The organism is Reyranella sp. (genome assembly GCF_965228225.1).
In the GTDB taxonomy this organism is placed as follows: Bacteria; Pseudomonadota; Alphaproteobacteria; order Reyranellales; family Reyranellaceae; genus Reyranella.
The window spans coordinates 3,384,529-3,402,847 of record NZ_OZ245801.1 but is presented as its reverse complement, the minus strand read 5'-3'; the positions used below and the strand labels follow the sequence as shown (position 1 = coordinate 3,402,847).

The following is an 18,319-nucleotide window of genomic DNA, read 5'->3' as shown; positions in this document are numbered from 1 at the left end:
CCATGCCTTATCTCCTCGCCAGGGATCTGCCGTCCGATCCGGCGGGCCCTCGCTTTCGCGCTCTGCTCGACCGGCCAGCGATCCTCCGGATGCCCGGCGCCCATAACGGCATGGCCGCGCTGCAGGCGAAAGCCGCCGGATTCGAGGCGCTCTATCTCTCGGGTGCGGCCATGACCGCGTCGATGGGCCTGCCGGATCTCGGCATCATCACCGTGGAGGACGTCTGCTTCTTCATTCGCCAGGTTGCGCGGGCCAGCGGCCTGCCGGTGCTGGTCGACGGCGACACCGGCTACGGCGAGGCACTGAACGTCATGCACATGGTGCGGGCGTTCGAAGAGGCGGGCGCAGCGGCGGTTCACATCGAGGACCAGTTGCTGCCCAAGAAGTGTGGGCATCTCAACGACAAGAAGCTCGCCGGCCCGTACGACATGGCGGCCAAGGTCGCGGCAGCGGCAAAGGCCCGGCGGCATCTCCAGGTGATCGCGCGCACCGACGCCTATGCCAGCGAAGGGATGGAGGGCGCCGTCGCCCGCGCCAGGCTCTACATCGAGGCCGGCGCCGACGCGATTTTCCCCGAGGCGCTGACCACGGCCGACATGTTCCGCGATTTCGCCAGGGCGCTGCCGGGCGTGAAGCTGCTGGCGAACATGACGGAGTTCGGTCGCACGCCGTTCTTCACCGCCGCCGAATTCGAGGCGATGGGCTACGCGATGGTCATATGGCCGGTGTCCTCGCTGCGCGTCGCCAACAAGGCGCAGGAGCGGCTGTACGCCACTATCCGCCGCGACGGCGGCACAGAGGCGTCCCTGGGCGACATGCAGACCCGCGCCGAACTCTACGCCGCCATCGACCTCGCGGCTTACGAGGCGCTGGACGCCTCGATCGTCCAGACCGTCCTGCCTTCCGCGCACGGCCGCAACGCGCTCGATCCGAACGGTTGAACGCGCCTGATCCCCCAAAGGAGTACTCGAATGTCCGTTCTCGTCAGCACGCTTGGATTTCCCCGCATCGGCCCCCGCCGTGAACTGAAGCGGGCACTGGAAAGCCATTGGTCGGGCAAGACGACGGAGGCGGCGTTGCTGGACAGCGCCGCGTCGCTGCGGGCCGCGGCCTGGAAGCGGCAGAAGGCGGCTTGCGTCGATCACATCCCGAGCAACGACTTTTCCCTCTACGACCACGTGCTCGACACCAGCGTGATGGTCGGCGCCATTCCGGAAATCTATGGCTGGAAGGGTGGCCCCGTGCCGCTCCAGACCTATTTCGCGATGGCGCGGGGCAGCCGGGGCGCGATCGACGGTGCCTGCGCGGCCCACGGTCATCGGTCGGCGGTGCACGGCCTGCCCGCGATGGAAATGACCAAGTGGTTCGACACGAACTATCACTACATGGTGCCCGAGTTCGGGCGCGGCCAGACGTTCAGCCTGGGATCGACCAAGCCGGTCGACGAGTTCCTCGAAGCCAGGCAGCTCGGCATCCATACACGTCCGGTGCTGATCGGGCCCGTCACCTACCTGCTGCTGGGCAAGAGCAAGGACCCGTCGCTCCATCCGCTGGCGCTGCTGCGCAACCTCCTGCCGGTCTATGTCGAAGTGCTGCGCCGGCTCTGGAGCGCCGGCGCCGATTGGGTCCAGATGGATGAACCGGCGCTGGTCCTCGACATCGACGACGCGACGCGGGCGGCCTTCGAAACGACCTACGCAACCCTGGCCTCCGAGGTGCCCGGCCTGAAGCTGATGCTCGCGACCTATTTCGGCGCGCTGGGCGACAATCTGGCCGTGGCCCTGAAGCTGCCGGTCGCGGGGCTGCATGTCGATCTGGTGCGGGCGCCGGAGCAGCTCGCGCCCGTGCTCGACGGCGCTCCGAAGGACCTCGTCCTGTCGCTCGGCCTGATCGACGGGCGCAACGTCTGGCGTGCCGATCTAGAACCGCTGCTGGCCCGGAGCGAAGCGGCGATCAGGCGGCGGGGCACCGACGGGATCGTTCTCGCACCCTCCTGTTCGCTGCTGCACGTGCCCGTCGACCTCGCGCAGGAAGACGGTCTGGACGAGGATCTCAGGAGCTGGCTGGCCTTCGCCGCCCAGAAGGTCGACGAACTCTCGATCCTGGGGCGCGCGCTCAACGAGGGCCGCGATGCCGTCCAGGATGCGCTGGTCGCGTCGAGCTGGGCCGCCGGGGCGCGCCGGGTCTCCACGAAGATCCACGATCCGGCCGTGCGGATGCGCCTGGCCGCGGTCACGCCAACAATGTCGCATCGGCAGGGGGCGTTCGAGGCACGTCGCGCGCTGCAGCGCCAGCAACTCGACCTGCCGGCCTTCCCGACGACGACCATCGGTTCCTTTCCGCAGACGGAGGCCGTGCGCAAGGCGCGCTCGGCCCATGCCAAGGGCGCGCTCAGTGACGGTGAGTACCAGGCGTTCCTACGCCGCGAGACCGAGACCGCCGTGCGCTGGCAGGAAGAGATCGGCATCGACGTGCTGGTCCATGGCGAGTTCGAGCGCAACGACATGGTGCAGTATTTCGGCGAACAGCTCGCCGGATACGCCTTCACCAAACATGGCTGGGTGCAGAGCTACGGCTCGCGCTATGTCCGGCCGCCGATCATCTTCGGTGACGTTTCCCGCCCGGAGCCAATGACGGTCGGGTGGTCGAGCTATGCCCAGTCCCTGACGCAGAAGCCGATGAAAGGCATGCTCACCGGCCCGGTGACGATGCTGCAATGGTCGTTCGTGCGCGACGACATCCCGCGCTTGGAGACCTGTCGGCAGATCGCGCTGGCCCTGCGCGATGAAGTCGTCGATCTCGAAGCCGCCGGCATCCGTGTGATCCAGATCGACGAGCCGGCCATCCGCGAGGGCCTGCCGCTGTGCAAGGCCGAGTGGAAAGCCTACCTCGACTGGGCGGTCGAGTGCTTCCGCCTCTCCGCGTCGGGCGTTGCCGACGGGACGCAGATCCACACCCACATGTGCTACTCCGAGTTCAACGACATCATCGCTTCGATCGGCGCCATGGATGCCGACGTCATCTCGATCGAGACGGCGCGCTCGAAGATGGAGCTGCTCGAGGCCTTCACGAGCTACCGCTATCCCAACGAGATCGGACCGGGCGTGTACGACATCCACGCGCCGCGCCTGCCGCCGGTCGAGGAGATGGCGGAGCTCCTCGTAAAGGCAAAGGAACGGCTGTCGGCGGACCAGATCTGGGTCAATCCCGACTGCGGCCTGAAGACCCGCCGCTGGGAAGAGGTGAAGCCTGCGTTGGTCAACATGGTCGAGGCCGCGAAGAGACTGCGCGCGACGGCCTGAGTCTCATGTCGCACGCCGGCGACTGCATCTTCCTCCGGGGCATCGAAGTCAGCGCGTGCCACGGCGTGCTTGCGGAGGAGAGGACACGGCCGCAGCGCTTCGTGATCGACGCCGAGGTCTGGCTGGAGACCGATGACTACGGCCGCAGCGACGACTACCGGCGGGCCGTCTGCTACGGCGCGATCCTCGACACGATCGTCGAGGTCGCCGGCGGTCCGCACAAGAGCCTGGTCGAGGCGCTGGCGCTTGCCATCGTGGACGCGCTGCTGCGGCGCTTCCAGCCGATCGACGCGGTCCGCATCACGATCCACAAGCCCGAGGCGCCGTTGCGCGGCAAGTTCGCCGATGTCGGCGTTTCGCTGATGCGGCGGCGCTCGGTCCGCCGCTAGGAAATCCGTCGCCCTGAACGAAGCCCCGCCTGCGGCACTCCGCTACGGGCGACGCGCTGTTTTCAAGCCGCTTCCTTCCACGCGTTATCAACCACAGCCACCACGTCGCGCATGATCTGCGTAAGGTCGAAGTCCTTCGGCGTATAGACGCGGGCCACGCCCGCCGCGATCAGGGCTTCGGCATCGGCGGGCGGGATGATGCCGCCGACGACGACCGGCACGTCGCCGATGCCGGCCTCGCGCAGGCCCTTCAGCACATCGCCGACCAGCGAGACATGGCCGCCCGACAGAATCGACAGACCCACGACGTGCACGCTCTCTTCCAGCGCGGCGTTGACGATGCGCTCGGGGGTGAGGCGGATGCCCTCGTAGACGACTTCCATGCCGCAGTCGCGGGCACGCACGGCGATCTGCTCGGCGCCGTTGGAATGGCCGTCGAGACCGGGCTTGCCGACCAGCATCTTGATGCGGCGACCGAGGCGGCGCGAGACCGCATCGACCTCGCGGCGCGTCACTTCGAGGCGGCCGTCGGTGACGCCCGCGGCGCGCGCCACGCCGGTGGGAGCGCGATATTCGCCGAACACGCCGCGCAGCGCCTCGGTCCATTCGCCGGTGGTGACGCCGGCCTTGGCGCAGTCGATCGACGCCGGCATGACGTTGCGGTCTTCCTTGGTCGCGGCGACCAGCTCGGCGAGCGCGGCCTTCACCGCCGCGCCGTCGCGCGTCGCCCGCCAGGCGTTCAGCCGCTCGATCTGGCCGCGCTCGACCGAATCGTCGACCGTCATGATCGATTCCTGGCCGCCGCCGAGCGGCGACGGCGCGCCCTCGGTGTAGGCGTTGACGCCGACCACGGTCTGCTCGCCTGATTCGATGGCGGCGAGCCGCTTCAGGTTGGATTCGACCAGGCGCTGCTTCATGTAGGCCGCCTCGATGGCCGCCACGGCGCCACCCATGTCGGCGATGCGGCCCATCTCGGCCAGCGCCTCCTGCTTCAGCGCCTCGACCCGGGCCGCGATCTCCTTGCTGCCGTCGAAGATGTCGCCGTATTCGAGCAGGTCGGTCTCGAAGGCCACGATCTGCTGCAGGCGCAGCGACCATTGCTGGTCCCACGGCCGCGGCAGGCCGAGCGCCTCGTTCCAGGCGGGGAGCTGCACCGAACGCGCGCGCGCGTTCTTGCTCATCACCACGGCCAACATCTCGAGCAGGATGCGATAGACGTTGTTCTCGGGCTGCTGCTCGGTGAGGCCCAGCGAGTTCACCTGGACGCCGTAACGGAACAGGCGCTGCTTGGGATCGGCGATGCCGTAGCGATTCAGCGTGATGTCTTCCCACATCTCCGCGAACGCCCGCATCTTGCACATCTCGGTGATGAAACGGATGCCGGCATTCACGAAGAAGGAGATGCGGCCCACCACCTTGGGGAAGTCGGCGTCGGGCACCTGGCCGCGCGCCTTCACCGCGTCGAGCACGGCGATGGCGTTGACCAGCGCGAAGGCCAGCTCCTGCACCGGCGTCGCGCCGGCCTCCTGCAGGTGATAGCTGCAGACGTTCATCGGGTTCCACTTGGGAACCTCGCGATAGGTGAAGCCGATCGTGTCGGCCGTCAGGCGCAGCGACGGCTCGGGCGGGAAGATGTAGGTCCCGCGCGAGAGATATTCCTTGATGATGTCGTTCTGTGTCGTGCCCTGCAGCTTCGAGCGCTCCACGCCCTGTGCCTCGGCGGTCGCGATGTACAGCGAGAGCAGCCAGGCCGCCGGCGCGTTGATGGTCATCGACGTGTTCATGCGGTCGAGCGGAATACCGTCGAACAGGGTGCGCATGTCGCCGAGATGAGAAATCGGCACGCCCACCTTGCCGACCTCGCCCTTGGCCAGCACATGGTCGCTGTCGTAGCCGGTCTGCGTCGGCAGATCGAAGGCGACGCTGAGGCCGGTCTGGCCGCGTGCGAGGTTGGTGCGGTAAAGCTCGTTCGACTTCTCGGCCGTGGAGTGGCCGGCATAGGTGCGAATGAGCCAGGGCTTGTCGCGGTTCGGGATTGTCATTTGTGGCGGTTCGCAGTGCTGTTGACGTAAACTTGGGTACACCAGATCATGCTGCGTCGCAGCATCCAAGATTTTGCATTGCGGCGGAAGGGGAAAGAGGGGACTTGAGCGACGCTTCTTCCCCCTGGAGTCAGGCGGCCGGCCCGGCGCCGGCGGCAAGTTCGAGTTCGACCGCTGCCCCTGGCACGCCGTGGAGCCCCGACCTGACGCCGAGCCAGCCGGTCTATGACGGCAAGCTGGGCGAACTCTACGCCATCTACCTGCGCCATCTCGCGATGATGCTGGTGACCCTGGGCTGGTCGCGCTTCTGGGGCCGCACCCGCATCCGGCGCTATGTCTGGAACCATCTCTCGGTGCTGGGCGACCGGTTCGAGTATCGCGGCCGCGGTCGCGAGCTGCTGATCGGCTTCCTGCTGGCGCTGCTGGTGGTCGCCGCCTGGTCAGGCCTCATGTACCTGGTGTGGCTGTACGTCTTCCACGAGAAGCCGTTCGCCACCTTCGGCCTGTTCGATCTGTTCTCGCTGTCGGTCGTGCTGATCGGCTTTCCACTGGCCTATGTCGGCCACTATGCCGGCCTGCGCTACAAGCTCTCGCGCACGCGCTGGCGCGGCATCCGCTGCGGCATGGCGGGCTCAGCCTGGGCCTACGGCGCCACCGCGACCTTCCTGCAGTTCGCCAACGCCATGACCGGCTACCTGCTGACGCCGGTCGTGTCGGTGAACCTGGCACGCCCGCGCATCGTCAACACGCGGGTCGGCACCCAGGGATTCACCTTTGCGGGACGCGCGGGCGACATCTACGGCCGCTATCTCGGCTACTACTTCCTGAACATCGTGGCCTGGGTCGTCGCGGGCATCGCGACCTTCATGGCCATCGGCGGCACGTTGCAGAGTCTGGGCGTCTCCTCCGAAGACTTCCTGAAGCTGTTCGCCCATCCCAGCCTGCACACCGTCGTCGTCCTGCTCCTCGTCGCCTTCGCCGCCTACCTCCTGTTCGGCCTGCTCATCCTGCCGCTGCGCTGCTGGTGGCAAGCCTACCTGCTGCGCTACCTCGTGACCCACAGCCGTGCCGACAACGTGCTGTTCGCCACCGCCATCTCGACCTGGCAGATGTGGGGGTTCCTGGTACTGAACTACCTGATCGTGCTGCTGACCCTGGGTCTCGGCTGGCCGTGGGTGATGCATCGCACGATGAAGCTGATCGCGGGCCAGCTCTGGATCTACGGCGCGCCCCAGGGCAGCCAGATTCGGCAGCCGGCCGATCGCGGCCCGGGCTATGGCGAGGGCCTGCTCGACATGTTCGACGTGAGCGGGGTCTGACGATGGCCGCCCGCTATTACGACGGCGTCACCGCCGACGTGCAGGACGTGACCTTGAAGGTCACCAGCCACGAGCTGCTCATCAATCGTTCGGAGGGCTCCGGCGTCGTGGCGCGCTGGCCGATCTCCGATATGGTCGTGCTGGGCGATTCGCACCATGAGGCCGTGCCGCCGCTCGCTCTGCCCGGCAGCGAGGCGCGGCTGGTGGTCGAGGATCCGGCCTGGCGGGCGCAGCTCGTCTCGCTGGTGCCGGCGCTGAAGCCGCTGGCGCTCGAACCGGTGAAGGTTGCGCCGCGCCTCGGCGCCTATTCGCTGGCGATCGTCGCGCTGGTCGGCCTGTTCTGGAGCGCGATAGAATACGGCACCGAATATGCCGTGCCGCTGCTGCCCTACACGCTGCAGGCCAAACTGGGCGAGACGGTGCTGGACGAGCTGCTGGCGGACAAGGACACCTGCCAGGGCCGCGCGGGCCTCACGGCGATCAACCGGCTAGCCAACGATCTCGCCCGGGAGGCCGGCTACAGCCACGAGGTCACGGTCCACATCGTCGAGGGCGGGCCGGTCAATGCCTTCACCCTGCCGGGCTCGATCCTCGTCTTCTATTCGGACCTGATCACCCAGGCCAAAGACAGCTCGCAGGTCGCCGGCGTGCTGGCGCACGAAATCGGCCATGTCGTGCACGACCATCCGATCAAGGGCGTGGCGCGCGCCTACGGAATCGACCTTCTGTTCAAGGTCTTGACCGGCGGCTATTCCGACATACTGAGCACGTTCGGCACCGGCGGCGGCGCGCTGCTGGCGATGCGCAACGGCCGGGCCTTCGAGCGCGAGGCCGACGCCACCGGCGTGCGCCTGCTCGAACAGCGCGGCCTGCGGGCCGACGGGGTCTCGACCTTCTTCGAACAGATGCTCGAGAAGGAGCCGTCGGATGCCGCCAGTGCCGCGGGCATCTGGTCGAGCCACCCGCCTACGCGGGAGCGCATCGAGGCGACCAAGCGTCCGCCGACCGGGCGCCCGGCCTTCAGCGCCGGCGAATGGCAGGCGCTCCGAAACGTCTGCAAGTAGCAGGTCGTTCGCGCTCAGCCGGTTCGGGTCAGCCGAATTTCCACTTCGCGCTCCACGTACTTCCATTCCTCGCTCGCACGCAATTCGATCAGGAGGGCGTCGAACGCCGCCTCGTGCTCGGGCGCGAACTCGAACCAGGTGAGGAAGTCGAAGGGCTCGCCGAGATCGCGTGCGTGGTGGAGGCGGCGTGCCACCGCCGGCAGGTATTTCATCGACAGGGCGATGTGGCGCGACCTGTCCTCGAAGATCGCACGGCGTTCGTCCTGGGCCATCGACCACCAGGCTTCGGACTTGCGGATCGGAATCAGCGCCGCGCACATGGCCTCGCTGCGGCCGAGCCCGGCCTGTATGCCGGCCAGCACCTTCAGTTCGGCCGCCGTCGAATAGCGCGGATGGCTGACGACACCGCGCAGCCGCCACGCGGCGCCGGGACTGTCGGTCATCGCGAGATGCGTTGCAGCGGCAAGGCCGGGACCTGAAACGGCGGACAGACGCTCGATGCGCCAGGGACCGGCGTCGCCGGCGGAAAAGGTGACGGTGAAGGGCGGCGGCATGGGGCCATCCTAGCAAGACGCACGCCGGGTTGTTGGCTATGAAACGGCATGAGCCCGCACATCGTTCTCGCCACCGCCGCCGACGACCCGGCCATCACCCCATCCGACCGGCTTTACGCCGAGGCGCTGGAGCGGCGCGGATGTCGTGTCACCGGCGCGCCGTGGGACGGGCCGCGCGAGGCATTCGCCGGCGCCGATGCCGTCGTGCTGCGCTCGACCTGGGGCTACTACCGCGCGCTCGATGATTTCAAGGCATGGACCGAGGCGATGGCGGCTTCTACGCGGTTGTTCAATTCCATCGATCTGGTGCGCTGGAACCTGCGCAAGGACTACGTGGAAAAGCTCGCGGCGGCGGGCGTGCGCGTGCCGCGAAGCTTCGTCGTCCCCTGCGAGGTGTCGGCGATCGGCCGGGTCTTCGAGGAAACCGGCTGGTTGCAGGCCGTCGTGAAGCCGGCCAGCGGCGCGTCGGGCCATTCGGTCGAGCTGCTGCAGCGCGAGACCCTGGCCGGGCAGATCGCGGGCCTCGCCGAGGAGGCGCGCCAGGCGGGCGTCGTGGTGCAGGAGTTCCTGCCGGAGATTGCAGAGGGCGAACTGTCGCTGGTCTATTTCGACGGCGTCTTCAGCCACGCCATCCGCAAGCGGCCGCCGCCCGGCGAGTTCCGGACCAACTCGCGCTACAAGCCGACCCGCACCGCCGAAGCGCCGCCGCCCGACGTTACGCATCAGGGTGCGGCCTGCCTCGCGACCCTGCCCGAGATGCCGCTCTATGCCCGGGTCGACGGTGTCGTGCGCGACGGCGTCCTGATCGTGATCGAGGTCGAGGTGCTGGAGCCGGCACTCGCACTGGACGTCGACCCGCCCTCGGCCGAGCGTTTCGCGGAGGCGACGCTCAGACGTCTCGCCTAGCTTTCCCTGAACAGCGACGTGACCTCGGCCGCGTCGGGCGCGACCTTCCAGCGCGCGCCGGCGGCTTCCACCAGCTGCCGCCAGCCTTCGAGCCGGCGGGCGTAGCGGGCGGGTTCGCGATTGTCCTCAGGCAGGCGGGTCACGTTGGTGGCGATGACCTCCATGCCGCGCAGGGTCGCGGGCAGCGCGGTATCGCGGCGGCAATTGGGCGGCAGCTCCTCTTCGAGGTCCGAGAACAGCACGATGGTGCGCGTGGCAGCCTGTCGCGCCGCGAGAGTCTGCGCCGCCTGCAGCAGGGCGCCCCTGATGTCGGTGAAATTCGCCGGCTTCGCGCGGCTGCCATAGTCGGCCAGTTTCTGGCCATACGCGGCGACGAGGCGCTGGCGCTCGGTCGGCCGGTCGGGCGCGGTGAAGCTCAGCAGGACCGCGTCGTCGGTGAAGCTGCAGGCACCGATTTCCGCCACTGCGAAACTGTCGTGCGCCCGCATGAAGCCCATCGTGACGCGCAGCGTGCGCAGCGCCTTGTCGACTTCGCGGAAGTAGCTCTTCGACACGTCGAGCAGGCCATAGACGGCCGAGGCAGTGGCGCTGCGCTCCTCGCACGCGCCGAGCGCCAGGGCGGGGCCGGCCGTGGCCATCGCCAGGAGGCCGGTGTTGAAGAAGCGGCGGCCGAATTCGGTCATGAGGAACGCACCGCGCGGGAGGAGAGCAGGGCCCGCACCAGGCGCTCGACGATCAGCGGCAGGAAGATCACGAGGTCATAGGCGGCAAGTGCCACCGCGAGCAGCCCCTCGACGAGAAAGCGCAGCAGGCGGATCGCGAAGGACAGGGATTCCAGGATGAAGCCCAGAAGAAGCTGGAGCACGACACGCCCGTTGCGGATCAGCGCCTCGATGGCGAATCCCAGGAAGGCGAGGGCAAAGGGAATGATCAGGCCGAACGCCGCCTGCGCGTAGCGTGCCATGGCGCCGGCGGCCTCGCCGGCTTCGGAGGGCGGCGTGCCGGCCAGGGTCCCCAGCAGCTCGCGTTCGAGCCGGGAGATCTCGTCGCGGGTGAGGGCGAGCGCCGCCTCGATCAACGCCAGCACGACCAGCGCCGTCGTCATGACGATGATGATGGCGAGGCGTTGGCCCTTTTTCTGTTCCAGCCGTTCGAATTGCGGGAACATGGTCGTGACGCCCAGCGCTTCCAGCAGGACGATGCCGACGGCGACCTCGAGCACGATGATGGCGAGCGCGGCCAGTCGGTAGATCGGCACGCCCATGATGCGATAAGAATCCCCCACCACTTCGGCCATCGGCCGTTCGAGCAGGGCGAAGTTCAGCCAGCCGGCGATGCCCACGGCGAGGATCAGAACGATGGCGAAGGCGAGCCCGATGCCGGTCGAGTGCCCGAGCTTCACGTCGCGGGCGGGGACAGGCGATGCCTGGATGGCCTGGAGCTGGACGCCATAGGACTGGATCACCTGTCGATGTTCGGCGACATGCGCTTCGAGCCGCTCGAGCGCCGCTTGTGCCTTGGGATCGTCCGGACCATGGCGCTCGACGAGGCGATGGACGTCCCGCATTTCGTCGGGAAGCCGCGGCTGCAGTTCGGCTTCCTTCATGCCCGCCGTCAACCGTTGATATCGCGCCTTCGCGGCGGCGGCGCCGAAGCCGATCCAGCGCTCGACGAGCCGAAGCATGTGCGCGGCCAGCAGGAATGCCGCACGCAGCAGGCGGTGTGCCGCGTCGCGTGCGAGATAGAGCAGGACGATGACGCCCGCCAGAAAGGCGAGATGCTTGCCGTCGGAAAGCCACGCCTGCAACGCTTCCACCATGCGGCGACAGATGAGGTGCGATATCGCCAAAACGATGGCGCGGCTTCACGCATGTCAGCATTCGGTCGTTGCGTCAGGTATCGCACCGCGCCGCGTCGCGACGACGCGGAACCACATTGCTGCCAACTTTCCGTCTAATTCTCTGGCGCGCCGACGCAGGCTCGGCGTTGCGCTCCTCCCAACCCCTGTCTCTCGAGGACTCCCCAGGAATGCCCCAGCCCCCGGCTTTCATGGCACGGCCCCCCTTTGAACAGATTCGTCCCGCGGTTTCGGCGGGGCGCCACTGGAAGAACGTCGGAATGTGCTTCGGCAGTCTGGTGGTCCTGGCGATGGTCAGCCTGATGGCGCTTCCGGCGAAGAAGGAGGCTCGATCCGCTGCCGGCGAACTCGACCTTCATCCCGAATCGGGAACGCCCGTGGCGCTGATGGCGATGCCGGAAGCGCCCGAGATGCCGGTGACCGACATCGCGACGGTCCTCCCGGATCCCGACAGGACGGACCCGTCGCCGCCGGACTTCGGGCCGCCGCATGTCGAAGCGGCGATCGAACTGCAGAAGGGCGATACGGTCGCGCGCGTCCTTGGCCGGCTCGGCATCGAAGCCAGCGACGTTGCCGATATTGTTGCGGTCCTGACCGAACGCGTGCGCCTCGATCGCCTGCCGATCGGCCAGGCCCTGATCGTCAAGCTGCAGCGCCTGAACGAGGAAGAGAAGCCGACGGTCCTGGTCGGCCTGTCGATCCGCCCCGAGCCGCAGCGTGCGTTCAACGTCGAGCGCGACGATGACGGCGGGTACAGCCTGGAGGAGGAGGTCTTCGAGGTCGTGCCGAAGGTGATGCGCGCCTCGGGCGAGGTCGACGGATCGGTGATCGGCAGTGCCGAGGCGGCCGGCGTGCCGCACGGGCCCCTGGCCGAGATGCTGCGTGCCTTCTCGTGGGACGTGAACTTCCAGCACGATATTAAGCCCGGCGACCGGTTCGACGTGCTGGTCGAACGCTCATGGACCAGCGATGGCAGGCCGGCCGACGATGGACGCGTGTTGTGGGCCGAGATCACCACGGGCGGCGGTGCCGAAACCTACAGCATCTACCGGTTCAAGCCGCGCGACGGGGAGGAGTTCTTCTACAGTCCCGAGGGCGAGAGCGTGGTCAAGTCATTGCTGCGCACACCGCTGAACATGAGCCGTATCTCCTCCCGTTTCGGCCTTCGCCAGCATCCGGTCCTGCGGTTCACGCGGCTGCATGCGGGCATCGACTTCGCGGCCCCGCCGGGCACGCCGATCCTCGCCGCCGGCGCGGGCCACGTGATCGAGGCCGGGCGGTTCGGCGGCTACGGCAACTGGGTGAAGATTGCCCACGACGGAAATCTCGCGACCGGATACGCGCACCTTTCGCGCATCGCGCCGGGCGTGAAGCGCAGCGCCCGTGTGCGGCAGGGCCAGGTGATCGGCTATGTCGGCAGCACCGGACTCTCGACCGGGCCGCACCTGCATTTCGAACTGCATCGCGGGGGACGGCCGATCGATCCGCTCACCATGGCGCGCACGGCGCAACGCACGCGGCTCGCCGGCAAGGATCTCGAGCTCTTCAAGGCCCAGATCGCCGAAACCGATCGTGTCCGCGAGACCGCGGTCCCTCTTCGCGGCGAAGAGACCAACTGAAGACGGCGCATGGCCAGGACCGCCGCCCTTTGCCTTCTCCTGCTCGCCGCGTCCGCGGCGATGCAGGAAGGCGGAGCGGCGCGGGCGTCGGATTGCGAGACCGGCGTCCTCGACGGCGGCGAGGGTGGCATGAACGTGCTGGTGTACCAGCTCTGCGCCGACCGGCTCACCGTGGGATTCCGCGACAGCGAGGTGATCGAGGAGATGACCTGCGGGCCGGCCGGAAGCGTGCATCTCTGGATGTCGACCGATCACGAGATCTGCGGCTCGCCACCCGCCCCCGACGCGCCCAAGATCTACGACCTCCTGGAGCCCCTGCGCGGTGTCGGCGGGACGTCGTCGGCACCGGTCGCCAAGCGCGTGACCTGCGGCGGCACCTCGGGCCGCGCCACCGCCGTCGTGTCCGATGCCCGGGCCGCCTTGCTGGCGACGCGAACCGGCGACACGCTTTATGAGCAGGTGAGCCGGCGGTTCATAAGGCAGTGCATCGGGCCGTCGGCATAGGAGCGCCCTTCCGCGGTCCTACCCGTTCGTCATCTGGCGTGGCAGGACCGTGACGATGTCTGGAAACAGGGTGATCAGGACCACGCCGAGACAGAGCAGCAGGAAGAACGGGGCAGAGGCCTTCGTCACCGTCCAGATGTCGCGGCCAGTCAGGCTCTGAAGCACATAGAGGTTGAAGCCGACGGGCGGCGTGATCTGCGCCATCTCGACGACCAGCACGATGTAGATGCCGAACCAGAGCGGGTCGATCTGCTGCGCGGTGACCATCGGCAGCACCACGGGCGCGGTGAGCACGATCATCGAAACGCCGTCGAGGAAGCAGCCCAGCACGATGTAGAGCACGGTGAGCAGCAGGATCAGGCCGTAGGGCGTGAGGCCAAGTGCATTTACCCAGTTCGCCATCGTTGCCGGCAGGCCGGTGAAGGCCATCGCCATGGTGACGAAGGCGGCGCCGACCAGGATCAGCCCGATCATGCAGCTCGTCCGCACCGCGCCCAGCAGGCTCTCCTGGAACGTCGTCCAGGAGAGGGACCCGGTGACCGCCGCGAGGATCAGGGCGCCGATCACACCCATGACGGCCGCCTCCGTGGGCGTCGCGACCCCGCCATAGATCGAGCCCAGCACGGCGACGATCAGCAGGATGACCGGGATCAGGCGGCGCGCGTTCCAGATCTTCTCGCCGAAGGTCATCTGTGGGTCTGCAGGCGGCACCTTGGTCGGATTGAGGATCGACCAGCCCGCCGTGTAGGCCATGAATAGGCCGATCATCATGAAGCCGGGCAGGAAACCGGCGATGAACAGGCGGCCGATCGAGACCTGCGCGGTGATCCCGTACACGATCATCATGATCGAGGGCGGAATCAGAAGCCCCAGAGTTCCAGACCCTGCGAGCGTTCCGATCGCCATGCCCTCATGGTAGCCGCGCTTGCGCAGTTCCGGCATGCTCATGCGGCCGATCGTGGCGCAGGTCACCGCCGACGAGCCGGAGACCGCGGCCATGACACCGCAGCCCAGGATGTTGACGTGCAGCAGCCGGCCCGGAAGCCAGCCGAGCCAGGGGGCCAGCCCCTTGAACATGTCCTCCGAGAGCCGCGACCGAAACAGGATCTCGCCCATCCAGATGAAGAGCGGCAGGGCGGTGAGCGCCCATCCCCAGCTCGAGTCCCAGATCGTGCTGGCGAGCAGCGATCCTGCGGGCGCCGGCGTGAAGAAGAACAGGGCGACGAACCCGACGACGACGAGACTGATGCCGATCCACACACCGCTGGCGAGCAGCAGGAAGAGAGAGCCCAGAACCGTCAGGGCGAGAATGGCTTCACCGCTCATCGGTTGGTCGCCTTTGCTGCGCCGACCACTTCACCGGCCATGTCTACAGAAGCCGCTTCGAGCTCGTCGCCGATGGCCTGTGCCTCGGCGTCGGCAAAATCCGGGATCCTGCCGCCCAGGGCCAGAACCAATTCGTCGACCAGCCCGATCGTCATGATCGAAGCGCCGAGGGCCATGCCGAGTTGGGGAATCCAGAACGGCACGGCCATGAGCCCGGGGCTGGTATCGCCGAACAGGAAGGAATCGTACGCCATCAGCCAGGCATTGACAGAGACATAGGCGAAGGCGGCCGCTCCGAGGGTGCAGCACCAGATCTCCACACCCCGTCGATTCGGCGCCGAGAGCTTTCCTACCAGGAGATTGACCCGGATATGCGCGCCGGCTTTCAACGTGTAGGCCAGGCCGAAGAACGTCGACGCCGCCATGCAGAAGCCGGAGACCTCCGTGGCGTCGAAGGCGAAATTCAGAAAGCGGCCGGCAATCTGCAGCAGGATCGTGACGCCGATCATCATCAGGAAGAAAGCAGAGAGCAGACCGCTCGAGCTGTAGAGAATATCCAACGCACGCCGCATCACATCACCATCAGCGAGAAGAACGCCGGGCCGTCTCAGGCAGCCCGGCGCCTCAGGACGTCAGTTGGTCTTCTGACCGGACATGTAGGCGGTGAGAACCGCAACGGCGGCGGGGCTTGCCGTCGCCTTCCACTCGTCGGCCATCTGGACGCCGACCTTCTTCATGGCGGCGAGCACGGCCGGCGGACCGCCGGTGACGGTCATGCCGTTCTTCTTGAGGACGGCCGCCTTCTCGTCGCCGGCCGCCTTGCTCATCTCCCAGGATCGCTTGGTGTAGGCCGCCGCCGCGTCCATCACGACCTTCTGGTCGGCGGGCGACAAGGCGGAGAAGGCCCGCTTGCTGAAGATCAGGGCGTTCTTCGAGAGGATCGCCCCGACGTCGGTGAAGTACTTGGTATTGTCCCAGGCCTGGATGTCGACCCCGGTCTGGGCGCTGGTGAAGAGGGCTTCGATCAGGCCGGTGGAAAAGGCCTGCGGGATTTCGGCGAAGGGCAGGATCGTCGCATTGAAGCCCAGCAGGGTCGCCATCTTCTGGGTCGCCGTCGAATAGATGCGGATCTTCTTGCCCTTGAAGTCCTCGACCGAGTTGACCGGTGTCTTGGTGTAGAAGCCCTGGCTCGGCCACACCTGGTAACCCGCGATCACCATGCCGGCCTTGTCGAACAGGCCCTTGAAGTACGGGTCCTGCAGCTCCATCAACTTCCACGCTTCCTCGTAGGTCGAGGCGACGAAGGGCACGCCGTCGAGGATGAACATCGGATCCTCGTTGCCGTAGACACCGAGGCGGATCTCGCCAGCCTGCACCTGTCCGCGCTGGACCGCCGACTTGATGCTGTCGAGCTTGATCAGGCTGTCGTTGGTGTGGAGCGTGATCTTGAGCTTGCCCGCGGTGCCTTTCTCCACGTCCTCGACCCATTTGCGCAGATTCTGGGTCAGGAAATTGTTCTCGGGATAGCCGCTGGCCATCATCCACTGCGTCTGAGCGCTGGCCGGACCCGCCAGCGCGAGGCTTGCGCCCACGGCGGCAGCCGCCAGCTTCAATGCCGAAATCCTCGATATCAAGCTCATCCCTGTCCCCTGTTCCCTGTTCCCGGGTGATAGCTGCCGCATGGGCAGCAACATCCATGCCATCGGGTGTGAGGGGTCAGTGTCGTCAGGTTTCTCTCTGGACCGGCAACGCGAGGCGACGGGTGATCCCGATCGCGGCGAGGAACGGCTCGTCATGGCTCACCACCAGCAACGCGCCGTCATAGGCACGCAGGCCGGCCTCGACCGCTTCGATCGACTCGATGTCGAGATGGTTGGTCGGTTCGTCGAGGATGAGGAGCGGTGGCGGCCTTGTGCCGCCCAGCACGCAGGCGAGGCCGGCGCGCAGCGTCTGTCCGCCGCTCAAGGTCGACACGATCTGCAACGCCGCATCGGCGCGGAACAGGAAGCGGGCGAGGGCGGCGCGGCAGGCATTCTCGTCGGCGCCTGGATTGAGGCTGAGGAAGTTGTCGCGGATCGACAGCGACGGATCGAGCAGGCTGACCTCCTGGTCCAGAACGGCGAAGCCTGTGTTGACGCGCACGCTGCCCGAATGGGCTGAGAGCTTGCCGGCGATGAGCGCGAGCAGCGTGGTCTTGCCCGAGCCGTTCGGTCCGGTGATCGCCACGCGCTCAGGGCCCGTGAGGGTGAGGGACAGCCCGTCGATGATCGCACGGCCCGTTCGGTAGCCCGCGCTCACGGCGTCGAGGTGCAGCACGGTCCGGCCGGCCGGCAGGCCGGTCGACGGCAGGGCCATCGACAGCGGCTGCAGGATCTCGATGCGCTGCCGCGCGGCCGCGGCGTCCTCGACGGCCTGCGCGCGCCGTCGTTCCGAGAGGCGTGCATGGTCGCCCGACGTGGCCTCGGCGCGGCTCTGCCGTGCGCCGGCCTGGATGCGCGGCATGTCGCCCCTCGCGCGCTTGCGCTGACCGGCACCGTCCCTGCGCGCCTTGCGCTCGACCGTTGCCTGAGCGGTTCGCGAAACCTCGGCCACCCGGCGTTCGGCGTCGTCGAGGTCGTGCCGCGCGGCAGCGAGCTCCAGTGCCTTGCGCTCGCGATAGTGACTCCAGTTGCCGCCATAGCGCGTGACGCCCAGCGACGTCATCTCGACGATGGTATCCATCGTCTCCAGCAGTTCGCGGTCATGGCTGACGACGATCGCGCCGGCCCGCCATGTCGCCAGCAGCCCGATCACGGACGCGCGCCCCTCGCGATCGAGATTGTTGGTGGGCTCGTCCAGCAGGATGAAGTCCGGTTCGGCCAGGACCAGCGCGCACAGGGCGGCGCGCGTGCGCTGCCCGCCCGAAAGCGCCGACAACAACGTAGACGGCTCGGCGTCGAGCCCGACACGGCCGAGCGCCGAAGTGATGCGGGTTTCGAGAGTCCAGTCGGCCGTACCCAGCTCGTCGGCGGTGGCCCGGCCTTCCTCGGCACGGCGCAGCACGGCGAGCGCGCTCGTGACGTCCATCAGGTCGGCCACCGTCGCGCCGGGAGCGACCTGCACGGTCTGCCTCAGGACACCGAGCGTGCCGGCGATCGACACCGTTCCCGCCAGCGGCGGCAGCCTGCCGGCGATGATCTCGAACAGCGTCGTCTTGCCGACGCCATTGCGGCCGACCAGGCCGGTGCGGCCGCCGTCGAAACTCAGGTCCAGATTCGAGAAGAGCGCGCGGCCGTCAGGCGTGGTCGCGGAGAGGCCGGAAAGCGTGAGGGAAGGCATGGAAATGGAGTCCCCTGATGGCAAGGCGGGCGGGCATTGCAGTCAGGTGGAAATCCATTGCGAGTGCATCCGTTTGAGCTATCGGGACACCCAAATAGGCGCTGTGTTTGTCCCGATC

At 67.4% G+C, this 18,319-nt stretch carries 16 protein-coding genes; 8 read left to right on the top strand and 8 right to left on the bottom strand.

The window, feature by feature from the left end; genetic code table 11:
* Window positions 1-2: 2 nt before the first annotated feature.
* Genes prpB through folB form a run of 3 tightly spaced genes read left to right on the top strand, consistent with a single transcriptional unit; the run spans window position 3 to window position 3,691 of the window.
* Window positions 3-941 carry a methylisocitrate lyase gene (prpB, locus tag ACO07K_RS16480; RefSeq protein WP_422029647.1) on the top strand — a complete coding sequence of 313 codons (939 nt, stop codon included), beginning with the start codon at window positions 3-5 and terminating at the stop codon, window positions 939-941.
* A 9-nt stretch (window positions 942-950) separates the two neighbouring features.
* Complete coding sequence (gene metE / locus ACO07K_RS16475; RefSeq protein WP_422036668.1) at window positions 951-3,302, top strand: 5-methyltetrahydropteroyltriglutamate--homocysteine S-methyltransferase; 2,352 nt, start codon at window positions 951-953, stop codon at window positions 3,300-3,302.
* A 5-nt stretch (window positions 3,303-3,307) separates the two neighbouring features.
* Window positions 3,308-3,691 carry a dihydroneopterin aldolase gene (gene folB / locus ACO07K_RS16470; RefSeq protein ID WP_422029645.1) on the top strand — a complete coding sequence of 128 codons (384 nt, stop codon included), beginning with the start codon at window positions 3,308-3,310 and terminating at the stop codon, window positions 3,689-3,691.
* Window positions 3,692-3,753: 62 nt separating this feature from the next.
* Here the strand turns inward: folB and ACO07K_RS16465 are convergent, their stop codons facing one another.
* Window positions 3,754-5,733 carry a methylmalonyl-CoA mutase family protein gene (locus ACO07K_RS16465; RefSeq protein WP_422029643.1) on the bottom strand — a complete coding sequence of 660 codons (1,980 nt, stop codon included), beginning with the start codon at window positions 5,731-5,733 and terminating at the stop codon, window positions 3,754-3,756.
* A 104-nt stretch (window positions 5,734-5,837) separates the two neighbouring features.
* On the opposite strand from ACO07K_RS16465, the gene ACO07K_RS16460 reads away from it, so the two are divergent.
* On the top strand, window positions 5,838-7,052 hold the full coding sequence (locus ACO07K_RS16460) for a YjgN family protein (protein ID WP_422029641.1): 1,215 nt from the start codon (window positions 5,838-5,840) through the stop codon (window positions 7,050-7,052).
* 2 nt (window positions 7,053-7,054) lie between these two features.
* A complete protein-coding gene (locus ACO07K_RS16455; RefSeq protein WP_422029639.1) occupies window positions 7,055-8,116 on the top strand; it encodes a M48 family metallopeptidase in 1,062 nt (353 codons plus the stop codon).
* 14 nt (window positions 8,117-8,130) lie between these two features.
* Here the strand turns inward: ACO07K_RS16455 and ACO07K_RS16450 are convergent, their stop codons facing one another.
* Complete coding sequence (locus ACO07K_RS16450; protein WP_422029637.1) at window positions 8,131-8,670, bottom strand: chlorite dismutase family protein; 540 nt, start codon at window positions 8,668-8,670, stop codon at window positions 8,131-8,133.
* A 48-nt stretch (window positions 8,671-8,718) separates the two neighbouring features.
* Here ACO07K_RS16450 and ACO07K_RS16445 point away from each other — a divergent pair, with 48 nt between their 5' ends.
* On the top strand, window positions 8,719-9,576 hold the full coding sequence (locus ACO07K_RS16445) for an ATP-grasp domain-containing protein (protein WP_422029635.1): 858 nt from the start codon (window positions 8,719-8,721) through the stop codon (window positions 9,574-9,576).
* On the opposite strand, the gene ACO07K_RS16440 is transcribed toward ACO07K_RS16445, so the two are convergent.
* Together ACO07K_RS16440 and ACO07K_RS16435 are read right to left on the bottom strand one after the other, a co-directional pair.
* A complete protein-coding gene (locus ACO07K_RS16440; RefSeq protein WP_422029633.1) occupies window positions 9,573-10,259 on the bottom strand; it encodes a hypothetical protein in 687 nt (228 codons plus the stop codon). The two genes, ACO07K_RS16445 and ACO07K_RS16440, sit on opposite strands and share 4 nt — an antisense overlap.
* Window positions 10,256-11,395 (bottom strand): hypothetical protein, encoded by a 1,140-nt coding sequence (locus tag ACO07K_RS16435; protein ID WP_422029631.1) that lies wholly within the window; start codon window positions 11,393-11,395, stop codon window positions 10,256-10,258. The genes ACO07K_RS16440 and ACO07K_RS16435 overlap by 4 nt, the downstream gene beginning before the upstream one ends.
* Before the next feature lie 299 nt (window positions 11,396-11,694).
* Between ACO07K_RS16435 and ACO07K_RS16430 the strand changes: the two genes are divergently transcribed.
* Both ACO07K_RS16430 and ACO07K_RS16425 read left to right on the top strand, forming a co-directional pair.
* Window positions 11,695-13,053, top strand: coding sequence for a M23 family metallopeptidase (locus tag ACO07K_RS16430; protein ID WP_422029629.1), 1,359 nt, complete (start codon window positions 11,695-11,697; stop codon window positions 13,051-13,053).
* Between the two features lie 9 nt (window positions 13,054-13,062).
* Window positions 13,063-13,557, top strand: a complete 495-nt coding sequence (locus tag ACO07K_RS16425; RefSeq protein WP_422029627.1) for a hypothetical protein — start codon at window positions 13,063-13,065, stop codon at window positions 13,555-13,557.
* 18 nt (window positions 13,558-13,575) lie between these two features.
* On the opposite strand, the gene ACO07K_RS16420 is transcribed toward ACO07K_RS16425, so the two are convergent.
* The 4 genes from ACO07K_RS16420 to ACO07K_RS16405 form a co-directional block, all read right to left on the bottom strand.
* Window positions 13,576-14,883, bottom strand: coding sequence for a TRAP transporter large permease (locus ACO07K_RS16420; protein WP_422029625.1), 1,308 nt, complete (start codon window positions 14,881-14,883; stop codon window positions 13,576-13,578).
* Window positions 14,880-15,455: a TRAP transporter small permease gene (locus tag ACO07K_RS16415; RefSeq protein ID WP_422029623.1), complete on the bottom strand. Its 576-nt coding sequence runs from the start codon at window positions 15,453-15,455 to the stop codon at window positions 14,880-14,882. The genes ACO07K_RS16420 and ACO07K_RS16415 overlap by 4 nt, the downstream gene beginning before the upstream one ends.
* Before the next feature lie 60 nt (window positions 15,456-15,515).
* Entirely contained in the window at window positions 15,516-16,523 is a 1,008-nt protein-coding gene (locus tag ACO07K_RS16410; RefSeq protein WP_422029621.1) for a TRAP transporter substrate-binding protein, read from the bottom strand.
* 85 nt (window positions 16,524-16,608) lie between these two features.
* The gene (locus ACO07K_RS16405) at window positions 16,609-18,201 is read right to left on the bottom strand and encodes an ABC-F family ATP-binding cassette domain-containing protein (protein ID WP_422029619.1); all 1,593 of its coding nucleotides are present in this window, start codon (window positions 18,199-18,201) and stop codon (window positions 16,609-16,611) included.
* Window positions 18,202-18,319: the final 118 nt, after the last annotated feature.